We start from the raw sequence: 24,807 nt of genomic DNA on the forward strand, positions 1-24,807 counted from the left end.
ACATTCTCGGCAGTCTCGTCGCGCGTGTCTGTGAGACAACGGTGGGAAAAATGTGCGAGTCCGTATCATTTATGTGTTTGTTTGTAATGGCTCCATCGAGCGCTTGACGGCGGCGCTATCATGGACAAAAGAGGGAAAAACGGAATGAAGAAGGTTTTACTGATCGAAGACGACGCGCGCCTTGCCGAATTGATATCGGAATACTTGTGCCGCTACGATTTCCAGGTGACGCTGGTGTTGCGCGGCGACCTGGCGCTGGACGCAATTGCCCGGGAACAGCCGGACGTGGTGGTGTTGGACCTCATGCTGCCGGGCATGGACGGCATGGATATCTGCCGCGCGATCCGCAAGACGTCGTCGCTGCCGGTGCTGATGCTGACCGCGCGCGCCGACATTTTCGACCAGGTGGCCGGCCTCGAAATCGGCGCCGACGACTACATGCTGAAGCCGGTCGAACCGCGCCTGCTGCTGGCGCGCCTGCGCGTCATCCTGCGCTGGGTGGAGCTGCGCGGCCAGCCTGCGCGCAGCGCGCAGCTGCAGTTCGGCGAACTGGCCATCGACCTGTCGGCGCGCCAGGTTTGCTGGAAGGGCCAGGAAGTCGACCTCAAGACCGCCGACTACAACCTGTTCGTGATCCTGGTGCAGGCCGCCGGCAAAGTCTTGAGCCGCGACGAGCTGCTCAAGCGCTGGCGCGGCATCGGCTTCGACGGCCTCGACCGCACCGTCGACGTCAGCATTTCGCGCTTGCGCAAATGTTTCGACGACGACGCCAACGAACCGCGCAAGATCAAGACGGTGTGGGGACGCGGATACCTGTTCAGCCCTATCGCCTGGGACGAATAATGCTAAGAATCCTGATACGCCTGTATTTGATCGTTGCCGTCCTGTCGATCCTGTCGATCATCTTCGTGCAAAGAGGTTTTCCCTATCTGTTCTCGACGCAATTCACGACCCAGATGCATCGCGAATACGCCAGCGAGGCGATGCTGCTGCGCCGATACCTGGGTCCGGTCCGGGACGACGCCCAGCAAGCCAGGCTGGATGGCATGAATCGCATCAGCCAGCAACGTTACAGCCGCATGTCCGAAGAGCAGGTGCATGCGCTGTCGCCGACGGTCCGAAGGGAGCTGGCGCAACACGGCATGGCATGGAACCCCGGCGGCGACGTTAACCATCCCGAGGTCTATATCACGCTGGATGACGGCAGCATCCTGACAGTTCATCCGCGTATTTCTTCCGGCTGGATTGAAGTGATTGCCTATGCGATCATTTTCAGCGTCATGCTGGGAGCGATGCTGCTGTGGCTGACGCCGCACTGGCGCGACCTGGAAAAATTGCGCATCGCCGCCGCCCGCTTTGGCGACGGCGCACTGGATGCGCGCGCCAAGCTGTCCGAGAACTCTTCGATCAAGCAGCTGTGCGCCTACTTCAACAACATGGCCGACCGCATCGGCGCATTGATCACGGCGCAGAGGGACATGGTCAACGCCGCTTCGCACGAGTTGCGCACGCCGCTGGCGCGGCTGGAATTCGGCCTGGTCAACCTGATGGACACCACCGACGACAGCAACGCCCACAAACGCATACAGGCGATGCGCAAGGACGTGGAAGAGCTGGATATCCTGGTCGGCGAATTGCTGACGCTGAGCATGCTGGAACAGTCGTCGCTGGCCGAATCCAGGGAAAAGATCATGCTGGAAGATTTCTTGCGTTCCGCCACCGGCATCTCCAGCGAAGAACTGGCCCTGCGCCGCAGCACCATCAGCTGGGCTATCGACGCCACGCTGAAAGAGATCGTCGTCGAACCGCGCAGCCTGGGCCGCGCATTCTCCAACCTGGTGCGCAATGCATCGCGCTATACGCGCAGCGCCATCCGGGTGCGCGCCGAACCCGGCGCCGGCTGCTGGAGCCTGATCGTCGAAGATGACGGCATCGGCATCCCGGAACAGGAACGAGAGCGGATTTTCGAACCGTTCTACCGGCTCGACCGCAGCCGCGACCGCGCCACCGGCGGCTACGGACTGGGCCTGGCGATCGTCAAGAAAATTGCCGACCGGCTGGGCGGCACGATCAGTGTCGGCAGCTCGGAACTGGGCGGCGCGAAGTTTGTATTGAATTTGCCGCTGCCGGGCCCGGCCGCCTTGCCGCGGCATTAACCGTTTCTAATCGCTTCTAACCGTCTCGCGCGCCCTTTTACCCGCCTTCCTATCACCTTTACTTATTCCAGATAACGCAAGCTGACAGCCGCGCGCACAAGGGTGCGCGCCAAACGCGCCGGGCGCATCGGGAAATCATTTCCGCTTTTTATATTCATACTATTTCCCTAGCGAATCAGCGTGGTGCGCGCTAGAATCCCAAGACCAAATTTGGGAGGATTTCATCTGTGATGTGTACTACCCGTCGTTTCACATTAGCCGCTCTCGCCCTCGGCATCGCTTCATTCAACGCCGCAGCGGCGACCCCGAATGATTCCGCGCCGCTGGGAAAACTGCCACGCTGGGCCCAGCCGCTGGCCTATCAGCTCGACTTGCGCGTCGATCCGCGCCAGCCTGGCTACAGCGGCAGCGCCACCATCGACATCGACCTCAAGCAAGCCGCCGACCACCTGTGGCTGCATGGCCAGGACCTGGCCGTCAGCAAAGTCACGCTGGCCGATGCGCGAAAAAAAACCTATGCCGGACAATACAAGGTAGCGGCGCAAAAAGAAGGCGTGGCGACGATCGAGTTCGGCCAGACGCTGCCGGCCGGACGCTATCGCGTGACGCTGGAATACAGTGCGCCGTTCAACGAACAGCTGGAAGGCGTGTACAAGGTCAGCAGCCAGGGCGCGCCCTATGTCATCACGCAGATGGAAGCGATCAGCGCGCGCTACGCCTTCCCCGGTTTCGACGAGCCGTCCTTCAAGACGCCGTTCACGCTCAGCCTGACCGTGCCTGAGGACCAGGTCGCGGTCGCCAACACCCGGCAGACCGGCGAACAGAAACTGGACAAGGGCTGGCGCAAGCTCAGCTTTGCGCCGACCAGGCCGCTGCCGACTTACCTGGTGGCGTTCGCCGTCGGCCCATGGGATGTGGTGAACGGACCGGAAATCCCGGCCACCCAATGGCACCGCCAGGCGACGCCGCTGCGCGGCATTGCGCCGCATGGCGAAGGCCCGCGCATCGAACCCGCGCTGGCGCAGACGCCGGCCATCATCACCGCCCTGGAAGATTATTTCGGCTTCGGCTACCCGTTCGACAAGGTCGACCTGCTGGCGGCGCCTGACTTTGCCGCCGGCGCCATGGAAAATCCGGGGCTGGTGACTTTCCGCGATTACCTGATGCTGCTCGATGCAAATTCGCCGGCGCACAATGTGCGCGACTCGTTCAATGTCACCGCCCACGAACTGGCGCACCAATGGTTCGGCGACACGGTCACCATGCCATGGTGGAACGACCTGTGGCTCAACGAGGCGTTCGCCACCTGGATGCAAAGCAAGATCACGCGCCAGCTGCATCCCGAATACCGCGCCGACCTGGAGCTGATCAACGGCGCCAGCTACGCCATGCAAAGCGACAGCCTGGTCAGCGTGCGCCGCATCCGCCAGCCGATCACCGGTAACGGCGATATCGAAACGGCGTTCGACGGCATCACCTATCAAAAGGGCGCTGCCGTGCTGAACATGTTCGAGCGCTACCTCGGCGCCGACACATTCCGCCAAGGCGTGCGGGCGTATATCAAGCAGCACCAGTTCTCCAACGCCACCGCGGATGACCTGGTGGCGGCGCTGGCCAAGGCTTCCGGCAAGGACCGGCGTTTTGCGAAAGCGATGCAAAGTTTCCTCGACCAGTCCGGCGTGCCGCTGGTCGACACCAGGCTCAGCTGGGAAGACGGCAAGGCCGTGCTGCACCTGAAACAGCAGCGCTACCTGCCGCTCGGCTCGACCGGCGAAGCCAAGCGCCTGTGGGGCATTCCGGTATGCGTACGCTATAGCGTCGCCGGCAGCGACGGCGCCAAGACGCAATGCGAACTGCTGGACCAGGAGCAAGGCAAGATGGTGTTGCAAGGCGCCTCCGCCAGCAGCTGGTACATGCCGAATGCAGACGCCGCCGGCTACTACCGCTTCAACATGGCGCACGACGACCTGGTGCGCCTGACCGCCAGCCTCGGCCAATTGCCGGACACGGAACAGCTGGCCTACGCCGACGCCATCAACGCCGGTTTCGACAGCGGCGCCCTGGATGCCGCCGCCGTGCTGGCCGCGGCGCCGCGCCTGGCGCAGTCAAACACCCGCGAAGTAGCAACCGCGCTGATCCCGACGCTCAAGTGGCTGTCCAGGCACGAAGCCCGCAACCCGGCCCAGCAAACCCGCCTGGCCGAACTGGCGCGCCAGCTGTACCTGCCGCGCCTGCAGCAGCTCGGTTACCAGCGCCGCGCCAATGAAAGCCAGGACGACGCCCTGCTGCGCGCCACGCTGGCGGAGTTCCTGGCGCTCGACATGAAATTGCCGGAAGTGCGCCAAGCCCTGCTGGCGCAAGGCAAGCAAGCGCTGCAGCTGGATGCCGACGGCCAGCTCAAGCTGGCAGCCGCCAATCCCGACCTGTTGCGTTCGGTGCTGGCAGTCAGCACGCAAGACAGCAGCGACAGCGCCATCGACGTCTTGATCAAGGCGCTCGGCAGCACCAGCGAACCGGCGCAACGGATGGCGATCCTGACCGGCCTGGGTTCCGCCACTACCGCCGGCAATGCCGAACGCGCCCGCAACCTGGCGCTCGATCCGCGCGTCAAGGTTGGCGAAATCAGCACCCTGCTGCGCGCCAGCCGGGAAGACGGCGAAGGCCGCGACGCCATGTGGAAATGGTTTACCGCCAACCATGCGCAGCTGATCAAGCGCAGCGGCGATTCGTCCGGCGGCAAGCTGCCGGGGCTGGTGGCCGGCGACAGCTGTTCGCAGCGCGAAGCAGAGCGCCTGACGACATTTTTCCAGCCGCTGCTGAAACAATTGCCTGGCGCCGAGCGCGGCCTGGCGCAAACCCGCGAAAAAGCGCTGCTGTGCACCGCCTTGCGCGACAAGCAGGATCCGGAGGCAATCCTGCGCTGAAGCGTGTCAACCGCGGCCTGGGCAAACGCTTTCATTTGGGCGTATAACCTGAACTTTGACTGCCCCAGCTTTAACCCGGTTTTTAGAATGCCTTACAAGGCTGTTTTTTCCGATGACTTCTCATAAGGATTATTTACTCGTGAAACGATCTCTGATTTGTGCAGCAGTGCTGACACTCGTTGCAGGCTATACCTGCTCCACCGCCAGTTTTGCCCAGACTCCGCGCACCGTGGCCGCCGCCATCGTGGCGCAGGCGTCGCCGCTGGCCAGCGGCATCGACATGCAGAACGCCGATACGGCGGTGCGCCCCCAGGACGACTTCTACAGCTACGTCAACGGCAACTGGCTCAAGAAAACCGAAATCCCTGCCGACAAATCGTCGTGGGGCGCGTTCTACGAGCTGCGTGAAAACTCGCTGAACCAGCTGCATACCATCGTCGACGCGGTCAGCGCGGAAAAGAACATCACGCCTGGCTCCAACCAGCAGAAAATCGCCGACCTGTACGCCAGCTACATGGATGAGCCGGCGCTGGAAACGCTCGGCATCAAGCCGCTGGACGCTGAGTTCGCCAAAGTCGATGCGTTGAAAGACAAGAAACAGATCCCCGGTTTGATCGCCCACCTGAACAGCATCGGCGTCAACGCGCCGTATGACATCGGCATCCACCAGGACGCCAAGGATTCCAGCAAGGTGATCGCCGACCTCGGCCAAAGCGGCCTCGGCCTGCCGGACCGCGACTATTACCTGAAGGCCGACGACGCCAAGCTGAAAGACACGCTGGCCAAGTACCGCGCCCACATCGAAACCATGCTGGCGCTGTCCGGCGACAAGGCCGCGAAGAAGAACGCCGCCAGCATCGTCGCCCTGGAAACCGAACTGGCCAAGGTGCAATGGACCAAGGTCGAGAACCGCGATCCGGTCAAGACCTACAACCGGGTTGAACTGGCGCAGCTGCAAGCGCTGGCTCCGCATTACGAGTGGGACGGCTACCTGTCCGGCGCCGGCCTGAAAGACAAGGTCACTTACCTGGTGGTCAGCCAGCCTAGCTACATCAAGGGTTTCGACAAGATCCTGGCAAAGACGCCGCTGCCGGTCTGGAAAGCCTATTTCAAATGGCATGTGCTGAGCAGCTTCGCCTCCGACCTCTCCAAGCAGTATGTCGACCAGAATTTCGCATTCAAGGGCACCGTGCTGCGCGGCGTGCCGGAAAACGAACCACGCTGGAAGCGCGGCATCAATGTGGTCGAAGCCAGCGTCGGCGAGGGTCTGGGCCAGCTCTACGTGCAGCAGTTCTTCCCGCCTGAGAACAAGGCGCGCATGGAGAAGCTGGTGGCCAACCTGATCGCCGCCTACAACCACAGCATCGACGGCCTGGACTGGATGGGAGCCGATACCAAGAAGCAGGCGCAAAAGAAACTGTCGACGCTGATGCTGAAGATCGGCTATCCGGACAAATGGCGCGACTACTCCAGCCTGGCCATCAAGCGCGACGACCTGGTCGGCAACGTGATCCGGGCCCGCGAGTTTGAGTTCAAGCGCAACATCGACAAGCTCGGCAAACCGGTCGACCGCACCGAATGGGGCATGACGCCGCAAACCGTGAACGCCTACTACAACCCGGAGTTCAACGAAATCGTGTTCCCGGCAGCGATCCTGCAACCGCCGTTCTTCAACGCCAATGCTGACGACGCCGTCAACTACGGCGGCATCGGCGCGGTGATCGGCCATGAAATCAGCCACGGCTTCGACGACCAGGGCAGCCAGTACGATGAAATCGGCAACCTGCGCGACTGGTGGACCAAGGAAGACCACGAGAAATTCGCGGTCAAGACCAAGGCCCTGGTAGCGCAATACAGCGCTTACAGCCCGGTTCCCGGCTACAAGGTCAACGGTGAGCTGACCCTGGGTGAAAACATCGCCGACAACTCTGGCCTGGCGATCGCCTACAAGGCTTATCACCTGTCCCTGGATGGCAAGACGCCGCCGGTAATCGACGGCCTCAGCGGCGACCAGCGCCTGTACCTGGGTTGGGCCCAGGTGTGGCGCGGCAAGGTGCGCGACGCCCAGGCCATCGTGTATGTAAAAACCGATCCGCACTCGCCGCCGCGTTTCCGCGGCAACGGCACGCTGGGCAACCAGCCTGGTTTCTACAGCGCGTTCGACGTCAAGCCGGGCGACAAGATGTACCTGCCGCCGGAGCAGCGTGTCCTGATGTGGTAAACATCGCAGCCGTTGTGCCGTGATCCGGAAGCCACCGACCCTGTCGGTGGCTTTTTTATTTGCAGACGGGGGAATGCGCCAGGCTGGCGCTTATTCGAGATAGTTGTTCCGGATCCGTTCGACATCGATGCCGAGCACCTGGCGCAGGTAGCGGTCCATGCCGCCGTATTGCTCATCGATCACCGCCAGCGCCGCATCCAGGTAGGCCGCCTCCACCGTCATCAACGGCGCCACCAGCTGCGGCGGCAATTCAACCTTGAACACCTGCGCCAGCACTTGCGCATTGGGCATGGCGTTATGGCGATTCGATTCCAGGTAATTGGCGATGATGGCGGCGTGGCCGACGCCCAGGGCGGACAACAGCAAGGCGCTGGCAAAACCGGTGCGGTCCTTGCCGGCGGTGCAGTGATAGAGCATGGTCTGGTTCTGCTCCGCGCGCTGCAGGAAACGCCGGAACTGGGACTGGTAGCGCACCGGGAAGGCACGGTAAAAATCGATCATGAACTGCCGGCTGTTTTCCGGATCGCCGCTCTTCACTATAGGCTGCAGCACTTCCGGCGACAGGTTGCCGACCATGACCGGATCGGAGATCCAGTTGAAAGAGGATGCGAATGCCGTTTCCGCCGCATGCTTTTCGGCCTCGGTGCGGAAATCCAGCACCAGGTCCAGCCGGTAGTTCTTGAGCTTGTCGATATCCGCCGCCGACGCCATGCCCGGATTGGCGCCGCGCAGCAGCCGGCCCATTGCGATGCGACGTCCGTCGGCCGCCTGATAGCCGCCCAGGTCGCGCGTATTGCGCAGCGCCTCGAAACCGAGGTCGCCGTGGCTGTGCGTGGAATTCAGCATGCGTTCAACTGCCCGCCGGCATATTCTGGAAACATCCCCGTTCCTTGTTGATTGATTGCTTGATTTAGCGATGCATGCCGGCATGTACGCCGGATGCGCTTGCAATAAGGCTATCACCAAGTGGAAGAAACGGTCCAGCAGCACCGCCGATCTGTTTTAGTAAACTGGCAAAAGCCCTAACTACCGCCAAAACCACGTCTTCTTTTGTTTTCATCAAGCAATATCACTATAATACGCGCTGGTGCAATACGGGAAGGTATGATTCATGCTTACCTGGCTGCATCGCTTGATCAATATCAGAAAGTGGCAATCATGCACCCTCATCGTCGTCTTTTTTCCTGCCTGCTCTCCTTCGTCCTGCCGATCGCGGTCGGCGTCTGCAGCCCGCTGTCGGCCAGCTTTGCCGAATCCGGCGTCACCGACCAGAAAATCATCCTGGGACAATCCGCGGCATTTTCCGGCCCTGCGGCACAGCTGGGAATCCAGATGAATGCCGGCGCCAAGGCGTACTTCGACTCTGTGAATGAACAAGGCGGCGTGTTTGGGCGGCAGATCGAAATCATCAAGGCCGACGACAAATACGAAGCCGACCTGGCGGCCGCCAATACCAAGCGCCTGATTGAAAAAGACGATGTGTTCGCTTTGTTCGGTTATGTCGGCACCCCTACCAGCAACGCTGCCTTGCCGATTTTCACGCAAGCCGGCGTGCCGTTCTTTGCCCCGGTCACCGGCGCCCAGTCGCTGCGTGAGCCGCTGAACCGCCAGGTCTTCAATATCCGCGCCAGCTATTTCGACGAAACCGAGCACCTGGTGGAAAAACTGGCGAACGTCGGCATCAAGAACATCGCCGTGTTCTACCAGAACGACGCCTATGGGCGCGCCGGGCTGGAAGGCGTGCAGCGCGCGCTGAAGAAGATGAACCTGGAACTGGTCGAAGCGGCCACGGTGGAACGCAACAGCACCGACGTCAAGGAAGCCGTCGGCAAGATCCTGCCGAAACGCCCTGCCGCGGTCATCCAGATCAGCGCCTACGCCTCCTGCGCCGCCTACATCAAGGAAATGCGCAAGGCCGGCTATAACGGCCAGTTCTATAACGTATCGTTCGTCGGCAGCCAGGCCCTGGCCGACGCCTTGGGCAAGGATGGAGAAGGCGTCGTCATTTCCCAGGTGGTGCCGTTCCCATGGAGCTCGTCGACCCCGGTGGTGGCTGAATACACCAAGCTGATGCAAAAAGCCGGCGTCAAGGAGCCTAACTTCTCCAGCCTGGAAGGTTTCATCGCGGCCAAGGTGTTTGTCGAGGGCTTGAAGCGGGCCGGCAAGGACCTGACCCGCGCCAAACTGGTCAAGGCGCTGGAAACCATCAACATGAAGAACTATAACGGCGGCGGCTTCGACGTGAATTTCACCGGCAGCAACCATAGCGGTTCGAAATTTGTCGAAATGACCATGATCACCAAGGACAAGAAATTCCTGAATTGACAGATTTGGTCAGGCAGTCGCACAATAAAAAATCCGGCGCCAAGCCGGATTTTTTATTGCCTGAACGTTCATCGCCTCACACCGGCGTCAACACCGCTTGCCCGGAAAAGTGCCGCCCGGCGTTTTCCAGGAACAGGCGGACCGTCTCTGCCACCGACTCCGGCGACCAGCCCGCCACGTGCGGGGTCAGCACCGCGTTCGGCAAATCCAGCAATTCCGCCGGCGGCAGCGGCTCGCTCTCGTAGACGTCGAGGCCGGCGCCGGCCACCCGCCCTTCGCGCAAGGCCAAGGCCAGCGCCGCGGTATCGATCACGCTGCCGCGCGCGATATTGACGATGAAACCCTGCGGTCCCAAGGCGTCCAGCACCGAGCAGTTGACCATGTGGCGGGTACCCGCGCCGCCAGGCGTGGCCACCACCAGGAAATCGGCCCATTGGGCCAGTTCAAGCACTGAGGCGAAATACGCGAACGGCACATCGCCGCGGACCGAACGGTTGTGATAGCCGATCGTCATGTCGAAACCGGCGGCGCGGCGCGCGATCTGCTTGCCGATGGTGCCGAGCCCGATAATCCCCAGCCGCTTGCCGGAGACGCTGGGCGGCAAAGGCAGGGCGTCGCGCCAGATGCCCTGGTGCAGGGCCACTCCCAGCTGCGGAATGCCGCGCACCGTCGCCAGCAGCAAGCCCATGGCGTGATCGGCGACGCAGGCATCGTTGGTGCCGGCGCCGTTGGATACGGTAATGCCGCGCTCGCGCGCAGCAGCGACATCGATGTTCTCGAAGCCGGCGCCCAGCGCGCAGATCAGCTCCAGCTTGGGCAGCGCCGCGATTTCGTCGGCATGCAAGCCGATCGAACCGATGGTCAGGACGGCCTGTATGCCGTCAGCGTGGTTGGCAATGGCGGCGCGGCGCGTTTCTGCCGTTGGCGCATAGGTTATCTGAAAGTTTTGCGCGATGCGCTGCAAGCTTTGGTCGGACAAAGGATTGAGAATAAGCAGGATGGGAAGCATAGGATGGCGTCGCAAGGGTGTTTTAATCAATTCGCGCCAGCGGCGCAATGCCCGTCATGATAGCCGCGATGCAATTGCTCTGCTTGACAGCCGGCCGTCGATTGTTACATTGCGCTGCGCGGATATTCTTCGTTTGCGGCTTGACTCATGTCGCCGTTATTGTTTTATCATTGGCGCTGGCTGCCGCGGCTGGCAGTAATTCGCCACGCCATGGCGACCAGGGAAATCGAATGCCGATACACGTGCTGCATTCCCATTCGTTCCAAAGCAACCTAACATTGAGGAAATAAAATGGCCTTGTGCATCAGTGTGTTTGAACATCTGGACCCGCAGGTTTTGCGCAACCACCAGCATTACTGCAGGCTGTTCGGTTATCCGCACCGCTGGCTGGAAACCGCGCACATTGCCCATCCCATGCTGCGGCAGGCGTACCGTTATCACGTGCTGCTGCAAGAATTGCGGCAAGCCGCCGACAACGACTGGGTCCTCCTGCTGGACTGCAATGCCGCCATTTTCCATCCGCTGGCGATGGAAACCTTGCTGGCCGGCCGCGACGCACTGGTGGTCAAAGGCCCCAGCCGCAGCGCGTCGGGCGAGCCGTGCATCGTCATGAACAACATGCTGGCGCTGCGCAATACCGCGGAAAACCGCAAGATCCTGCATGACATGATCTTCATCTTGCACAAGGGCCTGATCCGGGATGAAATGGGCCGGAGCGAACTGAGCCTGCTGGAGAAATTCCCGGTGCTGGAAATCAACGCCATGATCGGCGACAGCTACGTCAACGTCAGCTGGTGCATCACGAAATGGTTCGACGCCCGCATCTTCATGGTCAGCCTGGCTCCCCTGCCCTCGGCCGACAGCGAACCGAACCACGACATCCTGTTTGACCAGCGCATGAAAAACCTGCTGGTGCGGCAAATCAACGGCGCATTGATCGACGGCTTGCCGCTGCTGAAGACGCCGGCCTACCCGGCCCTTTCCGACGAACTGCAATCGAGCTTCAATCCAGAGGCGAAAATCGCGCTGGTCACGCTATACACCCATCACATCGCCGACTACGCCCGCGTTTCCGAGCACAATGTAAAACGCTACTGCGATCGCCATGGCTACGCCTACCATGTGTATCGCGCCATTCCGGAACCGCTGGACAGCAACATTTCCGGAACCTGGGTGAAAAGCTGGCTGTTGTCGCGCCATATTGCCAACCACGACTGGGTGATCTGGATAGATGCCGACATGCTGTTTACCAACCAGGCGAAAAAACTGGAGCCCTTGCTGGAAAACCGCGACGCCCTGTTTGCCAAGGACATTGGCGGCTGGGAGTTGAACGCTGGAGTAATGGGCTTTCGCAATACGGGCGCAAACGCCGAGCTGCTGGAAAAGATATGGCAACGCGTCACCGGCGTCGACGATAAATCCTCGGTCTACAGCAGCCAAGGAGATCAGTTCCACACCATCGAGGTATTGCGCGAGGCCGGCATGCTGAACGAACAATACATCGTCGACTGCCTGAGCATCAACACCCCGCCCCAGCTTGCCACCAGCGATACTTTGCTGACGCACTACCTGGGCTGGGGCGAACCTTACCGCTCGGTGTACATGGCCGACGACGATGCCACGTCGCAAAGAAGCGGCGGCTAACCACGCGATGCGCTTGCACGCGAATCATTTCCAGGTACCGGCATGCCAATCTTCCTAGTGCAACTCAGCGTCATCGTCCTTGCCGCCCTTGTCTGCGGGGCTGCGGCAGAAAAGCTGGGCCAGTCCCGGGTAGTCGGAGAAATCGCCGCCGGCCTGCTGCTTGGGCCATCGGTCCTCGGCGCCATCGATATCGATGCATATCGTTTCCTGTTCAGCAGCGCCAGTATGCCGGCCTTGTCGCAGCTGGGGGAGCTCGGCCTGGTGCTGCTGATGTTCCAGCTTGGCCTGCATCTTGACCTGAAAAGCCTGCAGGGACGGCGCCAGGCCAACGCGCCGCTGCTGGTCGCCCTGCTGGGAATGCTTATCCCGTTTGCGCTGGGCTGCGCCATCGGCCTGGTCTCCAGGCCGTGGATTGCGCCGCATGCCGGCGCCGTCGGCTACGTCTTGTTTTGCGGCCTGGCGCTATCGATATCCGCGGTGCCGGTGATGGCCAGGATCGTGATGGACCTGCGCATGGCCGACTCTTATCCGGCGACCGTGGCGCTGGCCGCGGCGACGCTCACGGACATACTCGGCTGGCTGTTGCTGGCCGTGATTGCCGCCTTCGCGGCCGGCACCTATGCATTCGACCGCACCCTGCGCGACCTGGGCTTGCTGGCTGCGTTTATCGCGTTTTCCTTGCTGCTTGCCAAGCCGCTTTGGCGCAGCTTGCTGAACCGCGGCAAGACGACGGCGCCGTCGGCCGCGATATTGGCGTGCGTGGCCTGTTATGTACTCCTGTCCTCATGGATAACGGCGGCGATCGGCTTCCATAGCGCTTTCGGCGCCCTGATGGCTGCCCTGGTCCTGCGCGGCCACGCCGACCTGGCGCAAGCCTGGCGGCGCCAGGTGACAGGTTTTGTCGAACTGATCCTGATGCCGGTTTTTTTCGCCTATGCCGGCATCCATGTTTCTTTGGGCAGCGTGCAGTCGCCCGATTTCTGGCAATGGTTCTTGCTGTTCCTGGTTGCGGCGGTCCTGGGAAAATTCGGCGGCAGCTACCTGGGGGCGCGCTGGTCGGGAATCCCCCACCGCGATGCCAGGATCATAAGCGCGCTGATGAACACCCGTGGCCTGATGGAACTGATCGTGCTGACCATCGGCCTGCAGCTGGGCATCCTGCCGGTTCCGGTGTATTCGATGCTGGTGCTGATGGCCCTGGTGACGACGGCGATGACCGTGCCGCTGCTGCGGTTCTGGCAGCGCCAGGAGAGGATGCCCGCCGGCAACCGGCGGGGTGCCGGGGCAGTGACCCGCGATCCGTGAACCCCGGACGGCGACGTGAACAGGACAGCGCCAGCCTGAGTCAGCTTATGCAGCTTATACTGCGCGCAACACGTATTGTTCATCTACAGGGATCTCCATCATGAAAAAAACAGGAATGGCAAAGAGCGACGCCAAGAAGCTCATGGGTAAAATGACTGCCCCCGGCGCTTCCGCCTTTGGCGGCGGCGATGCGGCGACGATCGACCGGCGCGAGCAGCGCAAGCGCGACCAGGCGGCAGGGCTGGTGCCATTTGCCGTCAAGCTCAATGGCGCCTTGGTGCTGCAATTGCAAACCCTGGCGAAAGAGCGCGAACTGGACCTCAATCAGCTGGTGGCCGAGCTGCTGGCCAAGGGTCTCGCAGGCTGAGCCGGGCAAGCATAGATCGACAGATGCGCGATCATTCATAACATCGCCACGGCGAGAGTCATATGGGGTCAGAGTCAACTTTCGCAGCGCTTCATCGCGAAACTTGACTCTGACCCCATATGACGGATTCGGAGAAAGACAGGGCGCACAGCACGGTTTTGTCTTTTTTTAACGATGAGAGGCAGGTACTCCGTGGCCCGCTAAGTGGGGTCAGAGTGAAGTTTCTGCAAAAAGCGCGCAGAAAGTTCACTCTGACCCCAGTTAGCTACGTTTGTTAATCACACAGAAAACCCGGGCAAGGGCATTGTCATGTTTCATGAAACTCTTAATAACCCCCGCCAGGCTGCCCCCATAACCGGCCGCCATCCCGGTTGTCGATTAAAATGTCGGTCCGGCAGGATCCCGTCTTGCGGCCGGCATTTTCCCATACGATAAATTGATGACCACTTCAACAGCGAACGCAGCAGCCGCCGGCACGATAGCCAAGGAGGCGATCGATGCTGCGCAAAAGCACCTGCGCGACATCCTTTCCCTGGCCATCCAGTACGCGCCGCCGCGCGCCGCCGTGGTGGTGTCGGACACACGCTGTGCGCTCGCCGTCGCGCTCACCGAAGCCTACCGGCGCTGCCTGCCGGCGGCCACCTTCATCGACTTTGACGCCGTCGCGCCGGAGGCTGTGCTCGCTGCCTTTGCGACGCTCGAGGCCAACGACCTGGTGATCCTGGTCCAGTCCACCAATTTCCGCCTTGAGGCGTTCCGCATCCGCGTCGAGCTGTTCAAGCGCGGGCTCAAGGTAATTGAGCATCCGCACCTGTCGCGCATGCCGGGCGCACAGGCGCTCCACTATATCGAATCGCTGGCCTACGACCCGGGCTACTATCGCGGCGTCGGCTATGCATTGAAGGCTCGCATCGACAAGGCCGGCATGGGCGTGGTCGACAGCGGCGGCGAACGCCTGGTGTTTGCCTCGCCGTTCGAGCCCGCCAAGCTGAACATCGGCGACTACAGCGAGATGAACAACGTCGGCGGCCAGTTCCCCATCGGCGAAGTGTTCACCGAAGCGCAAGACCTGGAAGCCGTGAACGGGCGCGTGCGTATTTTTGTTTTCGGCGATACCGCGTTCCGGGTCAACCGGCCGGAGCATCCCATCACGCTGGTCATCAGCAAGGGCCGGGTCAGCGACGTACTCGATTCCACGCCCGATTTCGACCAGGTGCTGGCCAATATCCGTGCCGACGAAGGCGAAGTGTGGCTGCGAGAACTGGGTTTCGGCATGAACCGCGCGTTTTCGCGGGAGCGGATGGTGAGCGACATCGGCACCTACGAGCGCATGTGCGGCATCCACCTGTCGCTGGGCGCCAAGCATGGCGTCTACAGCAAACCCGGCATCAAGCGCGCCAGCGCCCGCTATCACATCGATGTTTTTGCCGTGACCGAGGCGGTTTACCTGGATGACGAACTGGTCTACCGCAACGGCGCCTGGCAGGTCTGAGCAAAACCGGCAGGCCGGCAGGGACTCAGAACGATACGCACAGGCGCGACGCCAGCAAACCCACCGCATCCTGATGGAACCGGCTGGTATAAGCGCTGCGTATCTGCGCCAGCCGCTCCAGCGTATCCGGCGTTTCCGGGGCGACGATGCGGATCACGAAGCTATCCTCGCGGATAGTCTGGCCGGTGGCCGCATCGCGCCATTGGCCGTGCGTGTCCCAAGTGGTCAGGCCGTCCGGGAAACGCGGCGTCACGACCTCCGCCATGAAGGCGCTTCGCTCCGCATCGGTGACCTGCCCTCGCCCCTGGATGTCGCGCCCGAACAGCAGCTCGGCCTGCAGCTGCGTGCTGCCGTGCACCTGCCGGCATACACCGGCGCTGCCGCCGTCAGGGAAAGCAGCGCAAGCGGAAAGCGTTACGGCGCAGGCCAGGCTGCAGATCAGTTGAAGGCGCATGGCGGCATCCTCGATGGCTGGGAATGCCACATGCTATCTTAAATATTGCCACTGGGAATCAATGTCAATCGCCGGCATTCAACAACAGCCGCCGGCACCGTATAATTTCCCTGCGACGCCTCGACCAACCATTCCAGACAAGAACCCATGAGCCTCATCGACAAACTGCTAGCGGGCACGGTGAAATCCGCGCCGGCCTCGACAGACAAGGTGCAGGTGCGCGTCTACCTGGACACCGGCGGCCACGTCACCAATGTCACGATCAGGAAAAGCTGCGGCGACCCGGAGCGCGATGCGCATGCGCAGCGGGAAATCATGGGCATGCGTTTCGCGAGCAAGAGCAAAGGCGCAAAAACGTCGCACAACTGGCATGACCTGACCTATACCTTTCACGAATAAACAGTGCGCCGGCGCGCCCTGTCCGCCTTGTTCCAGTATGTTTCCCGCAAGCAGCGCCGCGGCTGCGCCGCCCATTCCCCGCATATCGAAATGCAAATGGCGGCTATTAAGCTCCCATGATGGGTTCGCTGCCGTCCATACCCTAAGCTGTCTTCGCCGAGCTCATTTTCCTTTCACATGACGAGCAGCCCAGCGGCCAGGGTTCGGCATTCGGTTGCTGGCTATTCAAAAACATAACACGAGACACCCTGATGACGGTCGAGTGACGGCCGCTTCAAGGACATATAAGGAGCAGCTCGATCATGATGGAACAACAACTCCAACCCTCCGCGGGTCTGGGAGAACCTATCGCCGTCGCCGAAGGAAAAATCGACCAGTACTTCCAGATCACCGCGCGCGGCAGCACCCAGCGCCGCGAGGTGGTCGCCGGCATCACCACTTTCCTGGCCATGGTCTATTCGGTATTTGTCGTGCCCGGCATGCTGGGCAAGGCCGGCTTCGATGTCAGCGCGGTGTTTGTCGCGGTCTGCCTGACTACCGCTTTCGGTTCCCTGCTGATGGGCTTGTGGGCGCGTTTGCCGATCGCCGTGGGATGCGCGATTTCGCTGACCGCTTTCACCGCCTTCGGCCTGGTGCTCGGCAAAGGCCTGTCGCCTGCGGTCGCCCTCGGCGCGGTGTTCCTGATGGGCCTGGTGTTCACCGCCATCTCCGTCACCGGCGTGCGCTCCTGGATCCTGCAAAACCTGCCGTCCGGCGTGGCGCACGGCACTGGCGTCGGCATCGGCTTGTTCCTGTTGCTGATCGCCTCCAACGACGTCGGCCTGGTGGTGAAAAACGCCGGCCCCGGCCTGCCGGTTGCGCTCGGCCACATTACCGCGTTTCCGGTAGTGATGAGCATCGTCGGCCTGGCCGCCATTTTCGGCCTTGAGCGGCGCCGCGTTCCGGGCGGCATCCTGCTGGTCGTCGTGGTCCTGTCGATCATCGGCCTGATCTTCGATCCTGCCGTCAAGTTCACCGGCATATTTGCGATGCCGGCGCTGAGCGCTCCCGGCCATGCTTCGCTGATCGGCGCGATGGACATCAAGGGCGCACTCAGCATGGCCGTGTTGCCGAGCGTGCTGGCGCTGGTGATGACCGCGGTGTTCGACGCCACCGGCACGATCCGCGCGGTGGCCGGACAGGCCGGACAGGTCAATGAAAAAGGTTATATCAACAACGGCGGCAAAGCGTTGACGGCCGATTCGCTCAGCTCGATTTTCGCCGGCCTGGTCGGCGGCGCACCGGCTGCTGCTTACATTGAATCGACGGTAGGCACCGCCGCCGGCGCCCGCACCGGCCTGACTGCGGTCGTGGTCGGCCTGCTGTTCCTGGCGGTCATCTTCTTTTCGCCGCTGGCCGGCCTGGTGCCGTCCTACGCAACGGCACCGGCGCTGATGTACGTCGGCTTGCTGATGCTGGGCAGCGTCAGCCGCATGCACATGGACGATACGGTCGACGCGCTGGCCGGCTTGCTGTGCGCAGTGTTCATCGTCCTCACATGCAATATCGTGACCGGCATCATGCTTGGTTTCTGCACGCTGGTGATCGGCCGGGTTGTCTCCGGCGAGTTCCGCAAGCTGAACTTCGGCACCGTCGCCATCGCTGTCGCATTGGCCGTCTTCTATGCAGGCGGCTGGGCGATTTAAGACCGTGCATCCATCCGGGTAATCTCGACTGTCCGGATCTCCTAGGACAGTCGATTCATGGCAGCGCCTGCGGGCGCTGCCTTTTTGTTTTTTCTTCGCTTATTTGTATTGACTCGTATCGGCTCCGATTCATCAAATCCTGATGCATGAAATTAAACACAACTTAAAATATTGACTCGACAATATTCCAATCAAGAAATTTTCTCTGCTACGATACGGCGGGCTGAAGTTGAAGGAAAACTGACACTCCTTCTGCCCTAAACGACCTGATTAAAAACTAAAAAATTCAAAAAAGGGGCAGATGATCCCGTGCTTTTTGGTCCGGGTGGCAGCAGCTGCCGCAATCATGTGCGTCAGCGCCGCATGCTTTCCTTGATGAATAAAAAATAAAGTGTGCCACCGCAAGACGTGGCGCTGCGTTCCCGTTTCAATATTTCAAGGAGACCAGGGTATCAAGACCAAAGCAGCCTCTATTCACCATTTCCATCCAGACGCACCAATAAAATAATATTACTCAGGGAAGTTAATAAAATGTGCCTTAACATTCGAACATGTATTGCTGTTTTTTTCTCCGTCATGCTGGCGGCCTGCGGCGGAGGCGGCAGCGGCGACAAAAGCGCTCCTGCCGGCAATGCAGCAACTGCCGTGACATATAACATGAGCACCGCGTCGGTCAGTTTTTTTCAAAACCAGAAACAATATGCGACGACGCAAGCTGCAGACCCGACGATTAGCATCACGGCTACATTAAGTACCTTACCGTCTGGCACCGCCTACCCTGTTGTTGCCGAAGACAAGGCGGTGTTCCTCACCGGCAGCACCGTCGTGGTGCGGAATTCGAGCACAAACTTTACCGCCACCCTGGTGCCTGACGTCACGCTCAGCCCTGGCGTATACAAAGGAACGCTCACCCTGATGTTATGCAAGGACCAAGCTTGCAGTGCGCAATATCCATTAACCGGCGCGACCTTGCCTTATGTGATTACCGTCACGCCTCAGTTGACTGCGACAATCAAGATCAATGGCGTTATCCAGCCACAACCCTTGAAGGCAACGAAACCGGGGTTTTATACGATTCGGGCTGGGCAGACCCTTGAAATGGACGCCAATTTGCCTATCCAATGGAACTACCCGAACAATCCCGGAGAACCCAAAGTCACGCCGACGTCAACCACATCGACTACCTGGCAAGGATCGGTCAGTTTGGGCACGAGCGGGAATAGCACGACAATTCTTGGAATGCTTCCGGATGGCTCGCAAAACGGCCTTGGCCTGACCCTTACCGTCACCCCATAGCACCGGTGAAAATCAAGCAGTCTGCGCAAAATTGACAGGTGGGGGCAGCACAGTCTGCCCTCAACACCCGCGACTCCATCATTTCCCGTCGCGCGCCCCCTGTATGAATTTATACACAACGAAAAAATATTCATTGTCCAATATTTCAACCCGGAAATCTTATCTGCTACGATACCACCGGCCAAAGCAGGGGAAACCGATGCGCACCTGTCGGAAGCAAGGTAGTTCATAAATATAAGAAATAAAAAAACAGGGGAGTAGATGAATAGGCATTTCTTGGTCCGGGCAGCCGCAGCTGCCGCAATCGTCGCGTCCTCGCTTCTTACCGGCTGCGCCTCCATTGTCGACGGCACCAGCCAGGTGGTCACAGTCGAAGCCCGCAATCAGGGACAGCTGGTCAAGGGCGCTTCCTGCAAACTGCAAAACACAAAAGGCATCTTCTACGTAACCGCACCGGGCACGGTGACCATCCATCGCTCGCGCGACGACCTGGTAGTCCAATGCGACAAAGAAAATATCAAACCCGGCCTGGCACAAATCAGATCCAACATCAAAGGAATGACTTACGGTAATTTTTTGCTGGGCGGGGTCGTCGGCGCCATTATCGATCACAATTCCGGTGCGGCTTATGACTATCCGGCCACGATCACGGTCTTGATGGGCGAGAGCGGCGGCGCGCCGATCGCGCCCTTCAGCCCCCCGGCCGCTCCGGTTGCGCCAGCCGCTCCGGTCGCCCCAACGGTTCAGGCCAGCCCTGTCCGTAACGCCGAGCGCCAGCTGACCGGTAAAGAAATGCAGCAGCATTTCAGCAACCTTGGCACCGTGACCGGACATAGCGCAAGCGGCGCAAAAATGCAGTATGACGTCGGCCAGGACGGCCGCCTGGAGGTCAAGAATCTTGACAAGGGCGGCGGCACGATGGGCGCTTACGAGTTCAAGGTAGCTGAGAACCAGATTTGCATTGCGATATACGGCGGCAGCGGCTGGCGCGTGATGCAGGACTGCTACCGCCTGTACCAGGTCAGCGCCGGAACGTTCGCCATGAGATCGGCCACCGACAAATATTTCTTTACCTACGACATCAACGGCACAGGCGGCAGTTATGCCGAGCAGCCGGTTGCGGCGCCATCCGCGGCGTATGCGAATGCAGCGCCCGCCACATCAATGCCGGTGGATAAGGTCCCTGCCGCGCCTGTGCCGCCAGCAAGCGCAACACCCCAGCAGGCAACTCCCGCAGCAGCACCGGCCGGGCTGCCGGCAGAACAGATCGGCCAATATTCATATCAAAGCGAGCACCTCGCCAGAGCGCAATCATGCTCGGCGGCGCCGCACGCCATCCTTAACGCCAGAGGGCCGGGATTCGAATCGTATACCGTCTCTTGCGACAACGGCGATTCTCTTGCGATGCGCTGTGATTTCGGGCAATGTCGCATCTTGAGATGAAATCAGCCTGATTATTTGGATGAATTAAAAAATTACAGGAAAGACCAATTGATGACTGCACACAATATCCGCGCTCTCGAACCTGCAGATTATCCATTCGTCTCCTCCGCAGTTGACGACTGGTGGGGCGGCCGTCCTGTCCGGGCATTGGTCCACCGCATATTTTTCGACCACCTGAACGCAACCAGTTATGCCATAGGACCGTCGGACGCCGTCCAGGCGTTCCTGATCGGCTTCGTATCGCAGGCCGATCCCAAAGTCGCCTACATCCATTTCGTCGGCGTAAGCCCTGCTGCACGCACTGGCGGCATGGCTCGCATGCTGTACGAACATTTCTTCAACGTGGTCGGCGCCATGGGTTGCACAGAAGTGCGCAGCATCACCTCGGCGGTCAATACCGGCTCGATCAAATTCCATCGCAAACTCGGATTTACGCTTCTTCCCGGATCCGGTGAAATCGACGGCGTCCCGGTTGCGCTCGATTATGCCGGCGAAGGACAACATCGCGTCCTGTTCCATAAATCGCTGTCGGCCGGCGTCAAGGATGGCCGGCAGGCGCCTTGATGAAATCGATGAACGCGCGCAAAGGCGCCGGCACCAGGCGGCGTCCGGGATAATAAAGAAACGGCCCGGAAAAGCGCGGCCACCATGGCGCCAGCACAGGCTCAAGCGCACCGCTGTCGAGATGCGGGCGCAGCCAGTCCTCGAAGAGATAGACGATGCCGCTGCCTGCGATCGCCACCTCGACGGCGAGATCGGCGCCCCCGCCCGCTTGCACGATCAACGGTCCCGTCGGCTCTACCCGCACCGTCTCGCCGTTCCGCTCGAATTCCCACGGCGGCATTGAGCCGCTGGAAAAGCGGCCGCGCAGGCAGGCATGGCCGAGCAGTTCGCGCGGGTGTTCTGGCCGGCCACGCCGGTCAAGGTAGGCAGGAGAAGCGGCGGCGGCAAAGCGCTGGACGCGCGGCCCGATCGGCACCGCGATCATGTCCTGTTCCAGCCGCTCGTCGTAGCGGATACCGGCGTCGCAGCCGGCCGCGATCACGTCGACAAAGCTGTCTTCGGTGAATATCTCCAGCTGGATATCGGGATAGGCGGCGAGAAATGGCGGCACAATGCTGCCCAGCACCAGCCGCGCCGCGCTGACCGGCACGTTAAGGCGCAATGTGCCGGCAGGCCGGTCGCGAAAGCCGTTCACCACGTCGAGCGCAGCCTCCATCTCGCTCAAGGCCGGGCTGAGCCGCGCCAGCAAACCCTCGCCCGCTTCGGTCGGCACCACGCTGCGCGTGGTGCGGTTGAACAGCCGCACACCGAGCTGCGCCTCCAGGCGGCGCACCGCTTCGCTGAGTGCAGACGCGCTGCTGCCGCTGGCACGCGCGCCTTCGCGGAAGCCCTTGGCGCGCGCCACCGCCACGAAAGCGTTCAGATCTTCCAGATTGACCTTCATTGCCGGCACCTCCACTGTTCGCCAATCCGCACAACCCGTACCGATTGTACCCAATTATCATGAAGGCGGAAGACGCCTACCATGGGTCGTCTTTCATCTAAAAGAGGGTAATCATGTCCAGCATCGAACAATCCGGCACATTCACGCTTGGCCACCGCAGCGTAAAGCGCGTCGGCTACGGCGCCATGCAACTCGCAGGGCCAGGCGTGTTCGGCCCACCCAAGGATCGCGGGGCGGCACTGGCCGTGTTGCGCGAAGCCGTCGCGCGCGGAGTCAACCACATCGACACCAGCGACTTCTACGGCCCGCACATCACCAACCAGCTGATCCGCGAAGCGCTGCATCCTTACCGGGACGATCTCACCATCGTCACCAAGATCAGCGCCCGGCGCGGCGACGATGGATCGTGGATTCCCGCCATGTCGCGCGAAGAACTGATCCAGGCGGTGCACGACAACCTGCGCAACCTGGGCCTGGATGTGCTCGATGTGGTTAACCTGCGCAGCATGCTCGGCATCCACGGACCGGTCGAAGGATCGATCGAAGAGCCGCTCACGGTTGTGGCCGAACTTCAGCGGCAAGGGCTGGTGCGCCACATCGGGCTCAGCAACGTCACCCCAGCCCAGGTCGCGGAAGGACGCAAGATCTGCGAGATCGTCTGCGTGCAAAACCACTATAACGTCGCGCATCGGGAAGATGACGCCCTGATCGACGCGCTGGCACGGGACGGCATCGCCTACGTGCCCTTCTTTCCGCTCGGCGGCTTCAGCCCGCTGCAATCCTCGACCTTGTCCGGCGTCGCAGCGCGCCTCGGCGCCACGCCCATGCAGGTCGCGCTGGCCTGGCTGCTGCGCCGCTCGCCCAACATCCTGCTGATCCCAGGCACCTCGTCTATCGCCCACTTGCACGAGAACCTGGCCGCGGCCGAACTGGCGCTGCCGGACGATGCAGTCAAGGAATTGGAGAGCGTGGCGACTATCAGCGCCACTTAAGGCGTAGCAAATGCGCGCCTGGAAAATTCAAACGGCGCGCATTTGGCGGTCTCCCGTGTGCGATGACGAAATCCGGGATATTCTGCAAGCGGATCAAGATTCGTCCCATGCAAATAATCCCGCTCCCAACCATGTCAACCATGACCACATTCAGCCGCTACGCACTTGTCATCGCCCTCTTCGCACTTTCACCGCTTGGCCACCCGGCAATGGCGGAAGAACAGCCGTCGTTGAACGGAAAAACCGGTCATATGCCGAACGAAGATAGCCGAAAACAAATCCAGGAAGTTTTGGATAACTATGCCAAGAGCGTAACGACTGGAGACCGCGCGCTTTTCGAATCTCAGCTGCTGGACGAGAAAATACCTTTCTTCGGACTCGGAGAAAAATTAAGTCCGTCATTCAAGCCCATGTCGCAGAGTTTGCAAGGTTATGCCGGATTTCGGAAGGCGGTCTTCGAGAGCGGTAAAAAATACAGTCAAAAAATTTCGAATATCAGGATTGAACAAGACGGCGATCTGGCCCAGGTGTCTTTAGACTTTGAAACGACACTCGTCGAATCCGGCGAGAGTGCGCAAGGCTGGAAAATCCTGCAGTTGCTGAAGGTTCAGGGGCGCTGGAAAATTGTCAGCGAACTGTACACCGTGAGATGAGCCATGGTGATGAACCGGGTGCTATTTCAACCTGGGCCGTCGATGGCAGGGGGTCATGAACTGACCCTACTTATTGCGCCACAAGAAAGACAAGATAAATTTGTACTGCATCACTCACACAAAATCCTCCACCCTCACTGCAACGAATTACGTAAGCATCATTTCAAATAGTTTATATGTCTTTTCGGCCAATGCTGGTGAGGAGACTGCTCATGCTGCCTAGATTTGGTGCACAACGCGCCAAGGATCCGGCAGGACACCATGGGTACGGCAGAGCGGAAACCCGGTTCATCGCGTCGTCGACGTCCTGCGGTGGCAGTAATTCCATTATTTCTATTGTGATGAATCGACGGTCGATCAAAAACGAATCCGGCGCAAAGTGCCACTTGCAGCTCCCACACCCTACGCGCACCGCGTGGCCTTCCTTTTCTGTTATGGCAACCATCCAGTCACGCGTACACGCCGACCGATTATTTTCTGGTGGTTGCGACAGGCCCCTCGCACACTGAGTTTGCATTTCTCTCAACTCGCATGCATGTCGATAAGCATATCGCCATGGCCGTGCGCGTTGCAGCCATGGCGCAACTGCCTGAAAAACCCGCCATAGCCTTGATTTTCATGTCGCACGGCAAATTAAATAACGCAAAATTGGAAAGCTGGATGAAAGTTACGCCGTTCTAGAATGCGTCAACATTAATAAATAATTGAAGAGGATCGCCGCCGCTACGTGTAGGCCGTAGATCGCGATCCTCAAATGATGGAGACAAAAATTAATGCCTGATTTTTCTTGCCGATCGATGAATTCGACTGCGGCGCAGCGATGCCTGCGCATATCGTCCTGACAGCATTGGCTCAGGGCACGGCTGTCGACCCATCAAAAAATAGCCTTCATGATTACGGAATTGTCGAAATGATGCATTTGCCGGCAACGCTGACAAAACAGTTTCGTGATTGCAAAGAAGGATAGCGGGACCTGATGAAACAACGTGGATCGA

At 60.3% G+C, this 24,807-nt stretch carries 23 protein-coding genes; 18 read left to right on the forward strand and 5 right to left on the reverse strand.

Features of this window, described 5'->3' with window-relative positions; genetic code table 11:
- Nucleotides 1-144 precede the first annotated feature (144 nt).
- The 4 genes from V8G57_RS09485 to V8G57_RS09500 all read left to right on the forward strand — a co-directional run bounded on the left by V8G57_RS09485 (nt 145) and on the right by V8G57_RS09500 (nt 7,301).
- Nucleotides 145-843, forward strand: a complete 699-nt coding sequence (locus V8G57_RS09485; RefSeq protein ID WP_342829156.1) for a response regulator — start codon at nt 145-147, stop codon at nt 841-843.
- Complete coding sequence (locus V8G57_RS09490; RefSeq protein WP_342829157.1) at nt 843-2,156, forward strand: ATP-binding protein; 1,314 nt, start codon at nt 843-845, stop codon at nt 2,154-2,156. The genes V8G57_RS09485 and V8G57_RS09490 overlap by 1 nt, the downstream gene beginning before the upstream one ends.
- Nucleotides 2,157-2,386: 230 nt before the next feature.
- Entirely contained in the window at nt 2,387-5,080 is a 2,694-nt protein-coding gene (locus V8G57_RS09495; RefSeq protein ID WP_342829158.1) for a M1 family metallopeptidase, read from the forward strand.
- 112 nt (nt 5,081-5,192) lie between these two features.
- On the forward strand, nt 5,193-7,301 hold the full coding sequence (locus V8G57_RS09500) for a M13 family metallopeptidase (RefSeq protein ID WP_425458253.1): 2,109 nt from the start codon (nt 5,193-5,195) through the stop codon (nt 7,299-7,301).
- Between the two features lie 90 nt (nt 7,302-7,391).
- Here V8G57_RS09500 and V8G57_RS09505 read toward each other — a convergent pair whose 3' ends face one another.
- Together V8G57_RS09505 and V8G57_RS09510 are read right to left on the reverse strand one after the other, a co-directional pair.
- A complete protein-coding gene (locus V8G57_RS09505; protein WP_342829160.1) occupies nt 7,392-8,147 on the reverse strand; it encodes a tyrosine-protein phosphatase in 756 nt (251 codons plus the stop codon).
- Nucleotides 8,148-8,211: 64 nt separating this feature from the next.
- Entirely contained in the window at nt 8,212-8,361 is a 150-nt protein-coding gene (locus V8G57_RS09510; protein WP_175500979.1) for a hypothetical protein, read from the reverse strand.
- A 98-nt stretch (nt 8,362-8,459) separates the two neighbouring features.
- On the opposite strand from V8G57_RS09510, the gene V8G57_RS09515 reads away from it, so the two are divergent.
- On the forward strand, nt 8,460-9,626 hold the full coding sequence (locus V8G57_RS09515) for an ABC transporter substrate-binding protein (RefSeq protein ID WP_342829161.1): 1,167 nt from the start codon (nt 8,460-8,462) through the stop codon (nt 9,624-9,626).
- Nucleotides 9,627-9,702: 76 nt separating this feature from the next.
- Here the strand turns inward: V8G57_RS09515 and V8G57_RS09520 are convergent, their stop codons facing one another.
- On the reverse strand, nt 9,703-10,635 hold the full coding sequence (locus tag V8G57_RS09520; protein ID WP_342829162.1) for a 2-hydroxyacid dehydrogenase: 933 nt from the start codon (nt 10,633-10,635) through the stop codon (nt 9,703-9,705).
- A gap of 291 nt (nt 10,636-10,926) precedes the next feature.
- Here V8G57_RS09520 and V8G57_RS09525 point away from each other — a divergent pair, with 291 nt between their 5' ends.
- From V8G57_RS09525 to V8G57_RS09540, 4 genes are all read left to right on the forward strand, one after another.
- Nucleotides 10,927-12,279 (forward strand): glycosyltransferase family protein, encoded by a 1,353-nt coding sequence (locus V8G57_RS09525; protein ID WP_342829163.1) that lies wholly within the window; start codon nt 10,927-10,929, stop codon nt 12,277-12,279.
- 42 nt (nt 12,280-12,321) lie between these two features.
- Nucleotides 12,322-13,584 carry a cation:proton antiporter gene (locus V8G57_RS09530; protein WP_342829164.1) on the forward strand — a complete coding sequence of 421 codons (1,263 nt, stop codon included), beginning with the start codon at nt 12,322-12,324 and terminating at the stop codon, nt 13,582-13,584.
- A 100-nt stretch (nt 13,585-13,684) separates the two neighbouring features.
- Nucleotides 13,685-13,951, forward strand: coding sequence for a hypothetical protein (locus tag V8G57_RS09535; RefSeq protein WP_092397198.1), 267 nt, complete (start codon nt 13,685-13,687; stop codon nt 13,949-13,951).
- 439 nt (nt 13,952-14,390) lie between these two features.
- Nucleotides 14,391-15,443, forward strand: coding sequence for a M29 family metallopeptidase (locus tag V8G57_RS09540; RefSeq protein WP_342829165.1), 1,053 nt, complete (start codon nt 14,391-14,393; stop codon nt 15,441-15,443).
- Nucleotides 15,444-15,468: 25 nt separating this feature from the next.
- On the opposite strand, the gene V8G57_RS09545 is transcribed toward V8G57_RS09540, so the two are convergent.
- Entirely contained in the window at nt 15,469-15,897 is a 429-nt protein-coding gene (locus V8G57_RS09545; RefSeq protein WP_342829166.1) for a DUF3574 domain-containing protein, read from the reverse strand.
- Nucleotides 15,898-16,044: 147 nt separating this feature from the next.
- Here V8G57_RS09545 and V8G57_RS09550 point away from each other — a divergent pair, with 147 nt between their 5' ends.
- From V8G57_RS09550 to V8G57_RS09570, 5 genes are all read left to right on the forward strand, one after another.
- Nucleotides 16,045-16,296, forward strand: coding sequence for an energy transducer TonB (locus V8G57_RS09550; protein WP_092400921.1), 252 nt, complete (start codon nt 16,045-16,047; stop codon nt 16,294-16,296).
- A gap of 302 nt (nt 16,297-16,598) precedes the next feature.
- Nucleotides 16,599-17,981: an NCS2 family permease gene (locus V8G57_RS09555; RefSeq protein WP_092400918.1), complete on the forward strand. Its 1,383-nt coding sequence runs from the start codon at nt 16,599-16,601 to the stop codon at nt 17,979-17,981.
- Nucleotides 17,982-18,512: 531 nt separating this feature from the next.
- Nucleotides 18,513-19,277 (forward strand): hypothetical protein, encoded by a 765-nt coding sequence (locus V8G57_RS09560; protein WP_342829168.1) that lies wholly within the window; start codon nt 18,513-18,515, stop codon nt 19,275-19,277.
- 261 nt (nt 19,278-19,538) lie between these two features.
- Entirely contained in the window at nt 19,539-20,720 is a 1,182-nt protein-coding gene (locus V8G57_RS09565) for a hypothetical protein (protein ID WP_342829169.1), read from the forward strand.
- Nucleotides 20,721-20,771: 51 nt separating this feature from the next.
- The gene (locus tag V8G57_RS09570) at nt 20,772-21,284 is read left to right on the forward strand and encodes a GNAT family N-acetyltransferase (RefSeq protein ID WP_342829170.1); all 513 of its coding nucleotides are present in this window, start codon (nt 20,772-20,774) and stop codon (nt 21,282-21,284) included.
- Here the strand turns inward: V8G57_RS09570 and V8G57_RS09575 are convergent.
- A complete protein-coding gene (locus V8G57_RS09575) occupies nt 21,259-22,167 on the reverse strand; it encodes a LysR family transcriptional regulator (protein ID WP_342829172.1) in 909 nt (302 codons plus the stop codon). The two genes, V8G57_RS09570 and V8G57_RS09575, sit on opposite strands and share 26 nt — an antisense overlap.
- Nucleotides 22,168-22,280: 113 nt before the next feature.
- Here V8G57_RS09575 and V8G57_RS09580 point away from each other — a divergent pair, with 113 nt between their 5' ends.
- The 4 genes from V8G57_RS09580 to V8G57_RS09595 all read left to right on the forward strand — a co-directional run bounded on the left by V8G57_RS09580 (nt 22,281) and on the right by V8G57_RS09595 (nt 24,779).
- The gene (locus V8G57_RS09580; RefSeq protein WP_342829173.1) at nt 22,281-23,159 is read left to right on the forward strand and encodes an aldo/keto reductase family oxidoreductase; all 879 of its coding nucleotides are present in this window, start codon (nt 22,281-22,283) and stop codon (nt 23,157-23,159) included.
- Between the two features lie 140 nt (nt 23,160-23,299).
- Complete coding sequence (locus tag V8G57_RS09585) at nt 23,300-23,812, forward strand: YybH family protein (protein ID WP_342829174.1); 513 nt, start codon at nt 23,300-23,302, stop codon at nt 23,810-23,812.
- Between the two features lie 555 nt (nt 23,813-24,367).
- Nucleotides 24,368-24,493 (forward strand): hypothetical protein, encoded by a 126-nt coding sequence (locus V8G57_RS09590; RefSeq protein WP_342829176.1) that lies wholly within the window; start codon nt 24,368-24,370, stop codon nt 24,491-24,493.
- Nucleotides 24,494-24,599: 106 nt separating this feature from the next.
- On the forward strand, nt 24,600-24,779 hold the full coding sequence (locus V8G57_RS09595) for a hypothetical protein (protein WP_092400889.1): 180 nt from the start codon (nt 24,600-24,602) through the stop codon (nt 24,777-24,779).
- Nucleotides 24,780-24,807 lie beyond the last annotated feature (28 nt).

The organism is Collimonas rhizosphaerae (assembly GCF_038896935.1).
Lineage (GTDB): Bacteria > Pseudomonadota > Gammaproteobacteria > Burkholderiales > Burkholderiaceae_D > Collimonas > Collimonas rhizosphaerae.

Coding starts and splice junctions, on each gene's coding strand:
- V8G57_RS09485 (WP_342829156.1), top strand. CDS start 145: ATGAAGAAGGTTTTACTGATCGAAGACGACGCGCGCCTTGCCGAATTG.
- V8G57_RS09490 (WP_342829157.1), top strand. CDS start 843: ATGCTAAGAATCCTGATACGCCTGTATTTGATCGTTGCCGTCCTGTCG.
- V8G57_RS09495 (WP_342829158.1), top strand. CDS start 2,387: ATGTGTACTACCCGTCGTTTCACATTAGCCGCTCTCGCCCTCGGCATC.
- V8G57_RS09500 (WP_425458253.1), top strand. CDS start 5,193: ATGACTTCTCATAAGGATTATTTACTCGTGAAACGATCTCTGATTTGT.
- V8G57_RS09505 (WP_342829160.1), bottom strand. CDS start 8,147: ATGCTGAATTCCACGCACAGCCACGGCGACCTCGGTTTCGAGGCGCTG.
- V8G57_RS09510 (WP_175500979.1), bottom strand. CDS start 8,361: ATGAAAACAAAAGAAGACGTGGTTTTGGCGGTAGTTAGGGCTTTTGCC.
- V8G57_RS09515 (WP_342829161.1), top strand. CDS start 8,460: ATGCACCCTCATCGTCGTCTTTTTTCCTGCCTGCTCTCCTTCGTCCTG.
- V8G57_RS09520 (WP_342829162.1), bottom strand. CDS start 10,635: ATGCTTCCCATCCTGCTTATTCTCAATCCTTTGTCCGACCAAAGCTTG.
- V8G57_RS09525 (WP_342829163.1), top strand. CDS start 10,927: ATGGCCTTGTGCATCAGTGTGTTTGAACATCTGGACCCGCAGGTTTTG.
- V8G57_RS09530 (WP_342829164.1), top strand. CDS start 12,322: ATGCCAATCTTCCTAGTGCAACTCAGCGTCATCGTCCTTGCCGCCCTT.
- V8G57_RS09535 (WP_092397198.1), top strand. CDS start 13,685: ATGAAAAAAACAGGAATGGCAAAGAGCGACGCCAAGAAGCTCATGGGT.
- V8G57_RS09540 (WP_342829165.1), top strand. CDS start 14,391: ATGACCACTTCAACAGCGAACGCAGCAGCCGCCGGCACGATAGCCAAG.
- V8G57_RS09545 (WP_342829166.1), bottom strand. CDS start 15,897: ATGCGCCTTCAACTGATCTGCAGCCTGGCCTGCGCCGTAACGCTTTCC.
- V8G57_RS09550 (WP_092400921.1), top strand. CDS start 16,045: ATGAGCCTCATCGACAAACTGCTAGCGGGCACGGTGAAATCCGCGCCG.
- V8G57_RS09555 (WP_092400918.1), top strand. CDS start 16,599: ATGATGGAACAACAACTCCAACCCTCCGCGGGTCTGGGAGAACCTATC.
- V8G57_RS09560 (WP_342829168.1), top strand. CDS start 18,513: ATGTGCCTTAACATTCGAACATGTATTGCTGTTTTTTTCTCCGTCATG.
- V8G57_RS09565 (WP_342829169.1), top strand. CDS start 19,539: ATGAATAGGCATTTCTTGGTCCGGGCAGCCGCAGCTGCCGCAATCGTC.
- V8G57_RS09570 (WP_342829170.1), top strand. CDS start 20,772: ATGACTGCACACAATATCCGCGCTCTCGAACCTGCAGATTATCCATTC.
- V8G57_RS09575 (WP_342829172.1), bottom strand. CDS start 22,167: ATGAAGGTCAATCTGGAAGATCTGAACGCTTTCGTGGCGGTGGCGCGC.
- V8G57_RS09580 (WP_342829173.1), top strand. CDS start 22,281: ATGTCCAGCATCGAACAATCCGGCACATTCACGCTTGGCCACCGCAGC.
- V8G57_RS09585 (WP_342829174.1), top strand. CDS start 23,300: ATGACCACATTCAGCCGCTACGCACTTGTCATCGCCCTCTTCGCACTT.
- V8G57_RS09590 (WP_342829176.1), top strand. CDS start 24,368: ATGGCCGTGCGCGTTGCAGCCATGGCGCAACTGCCTGAAAAACCCGCC.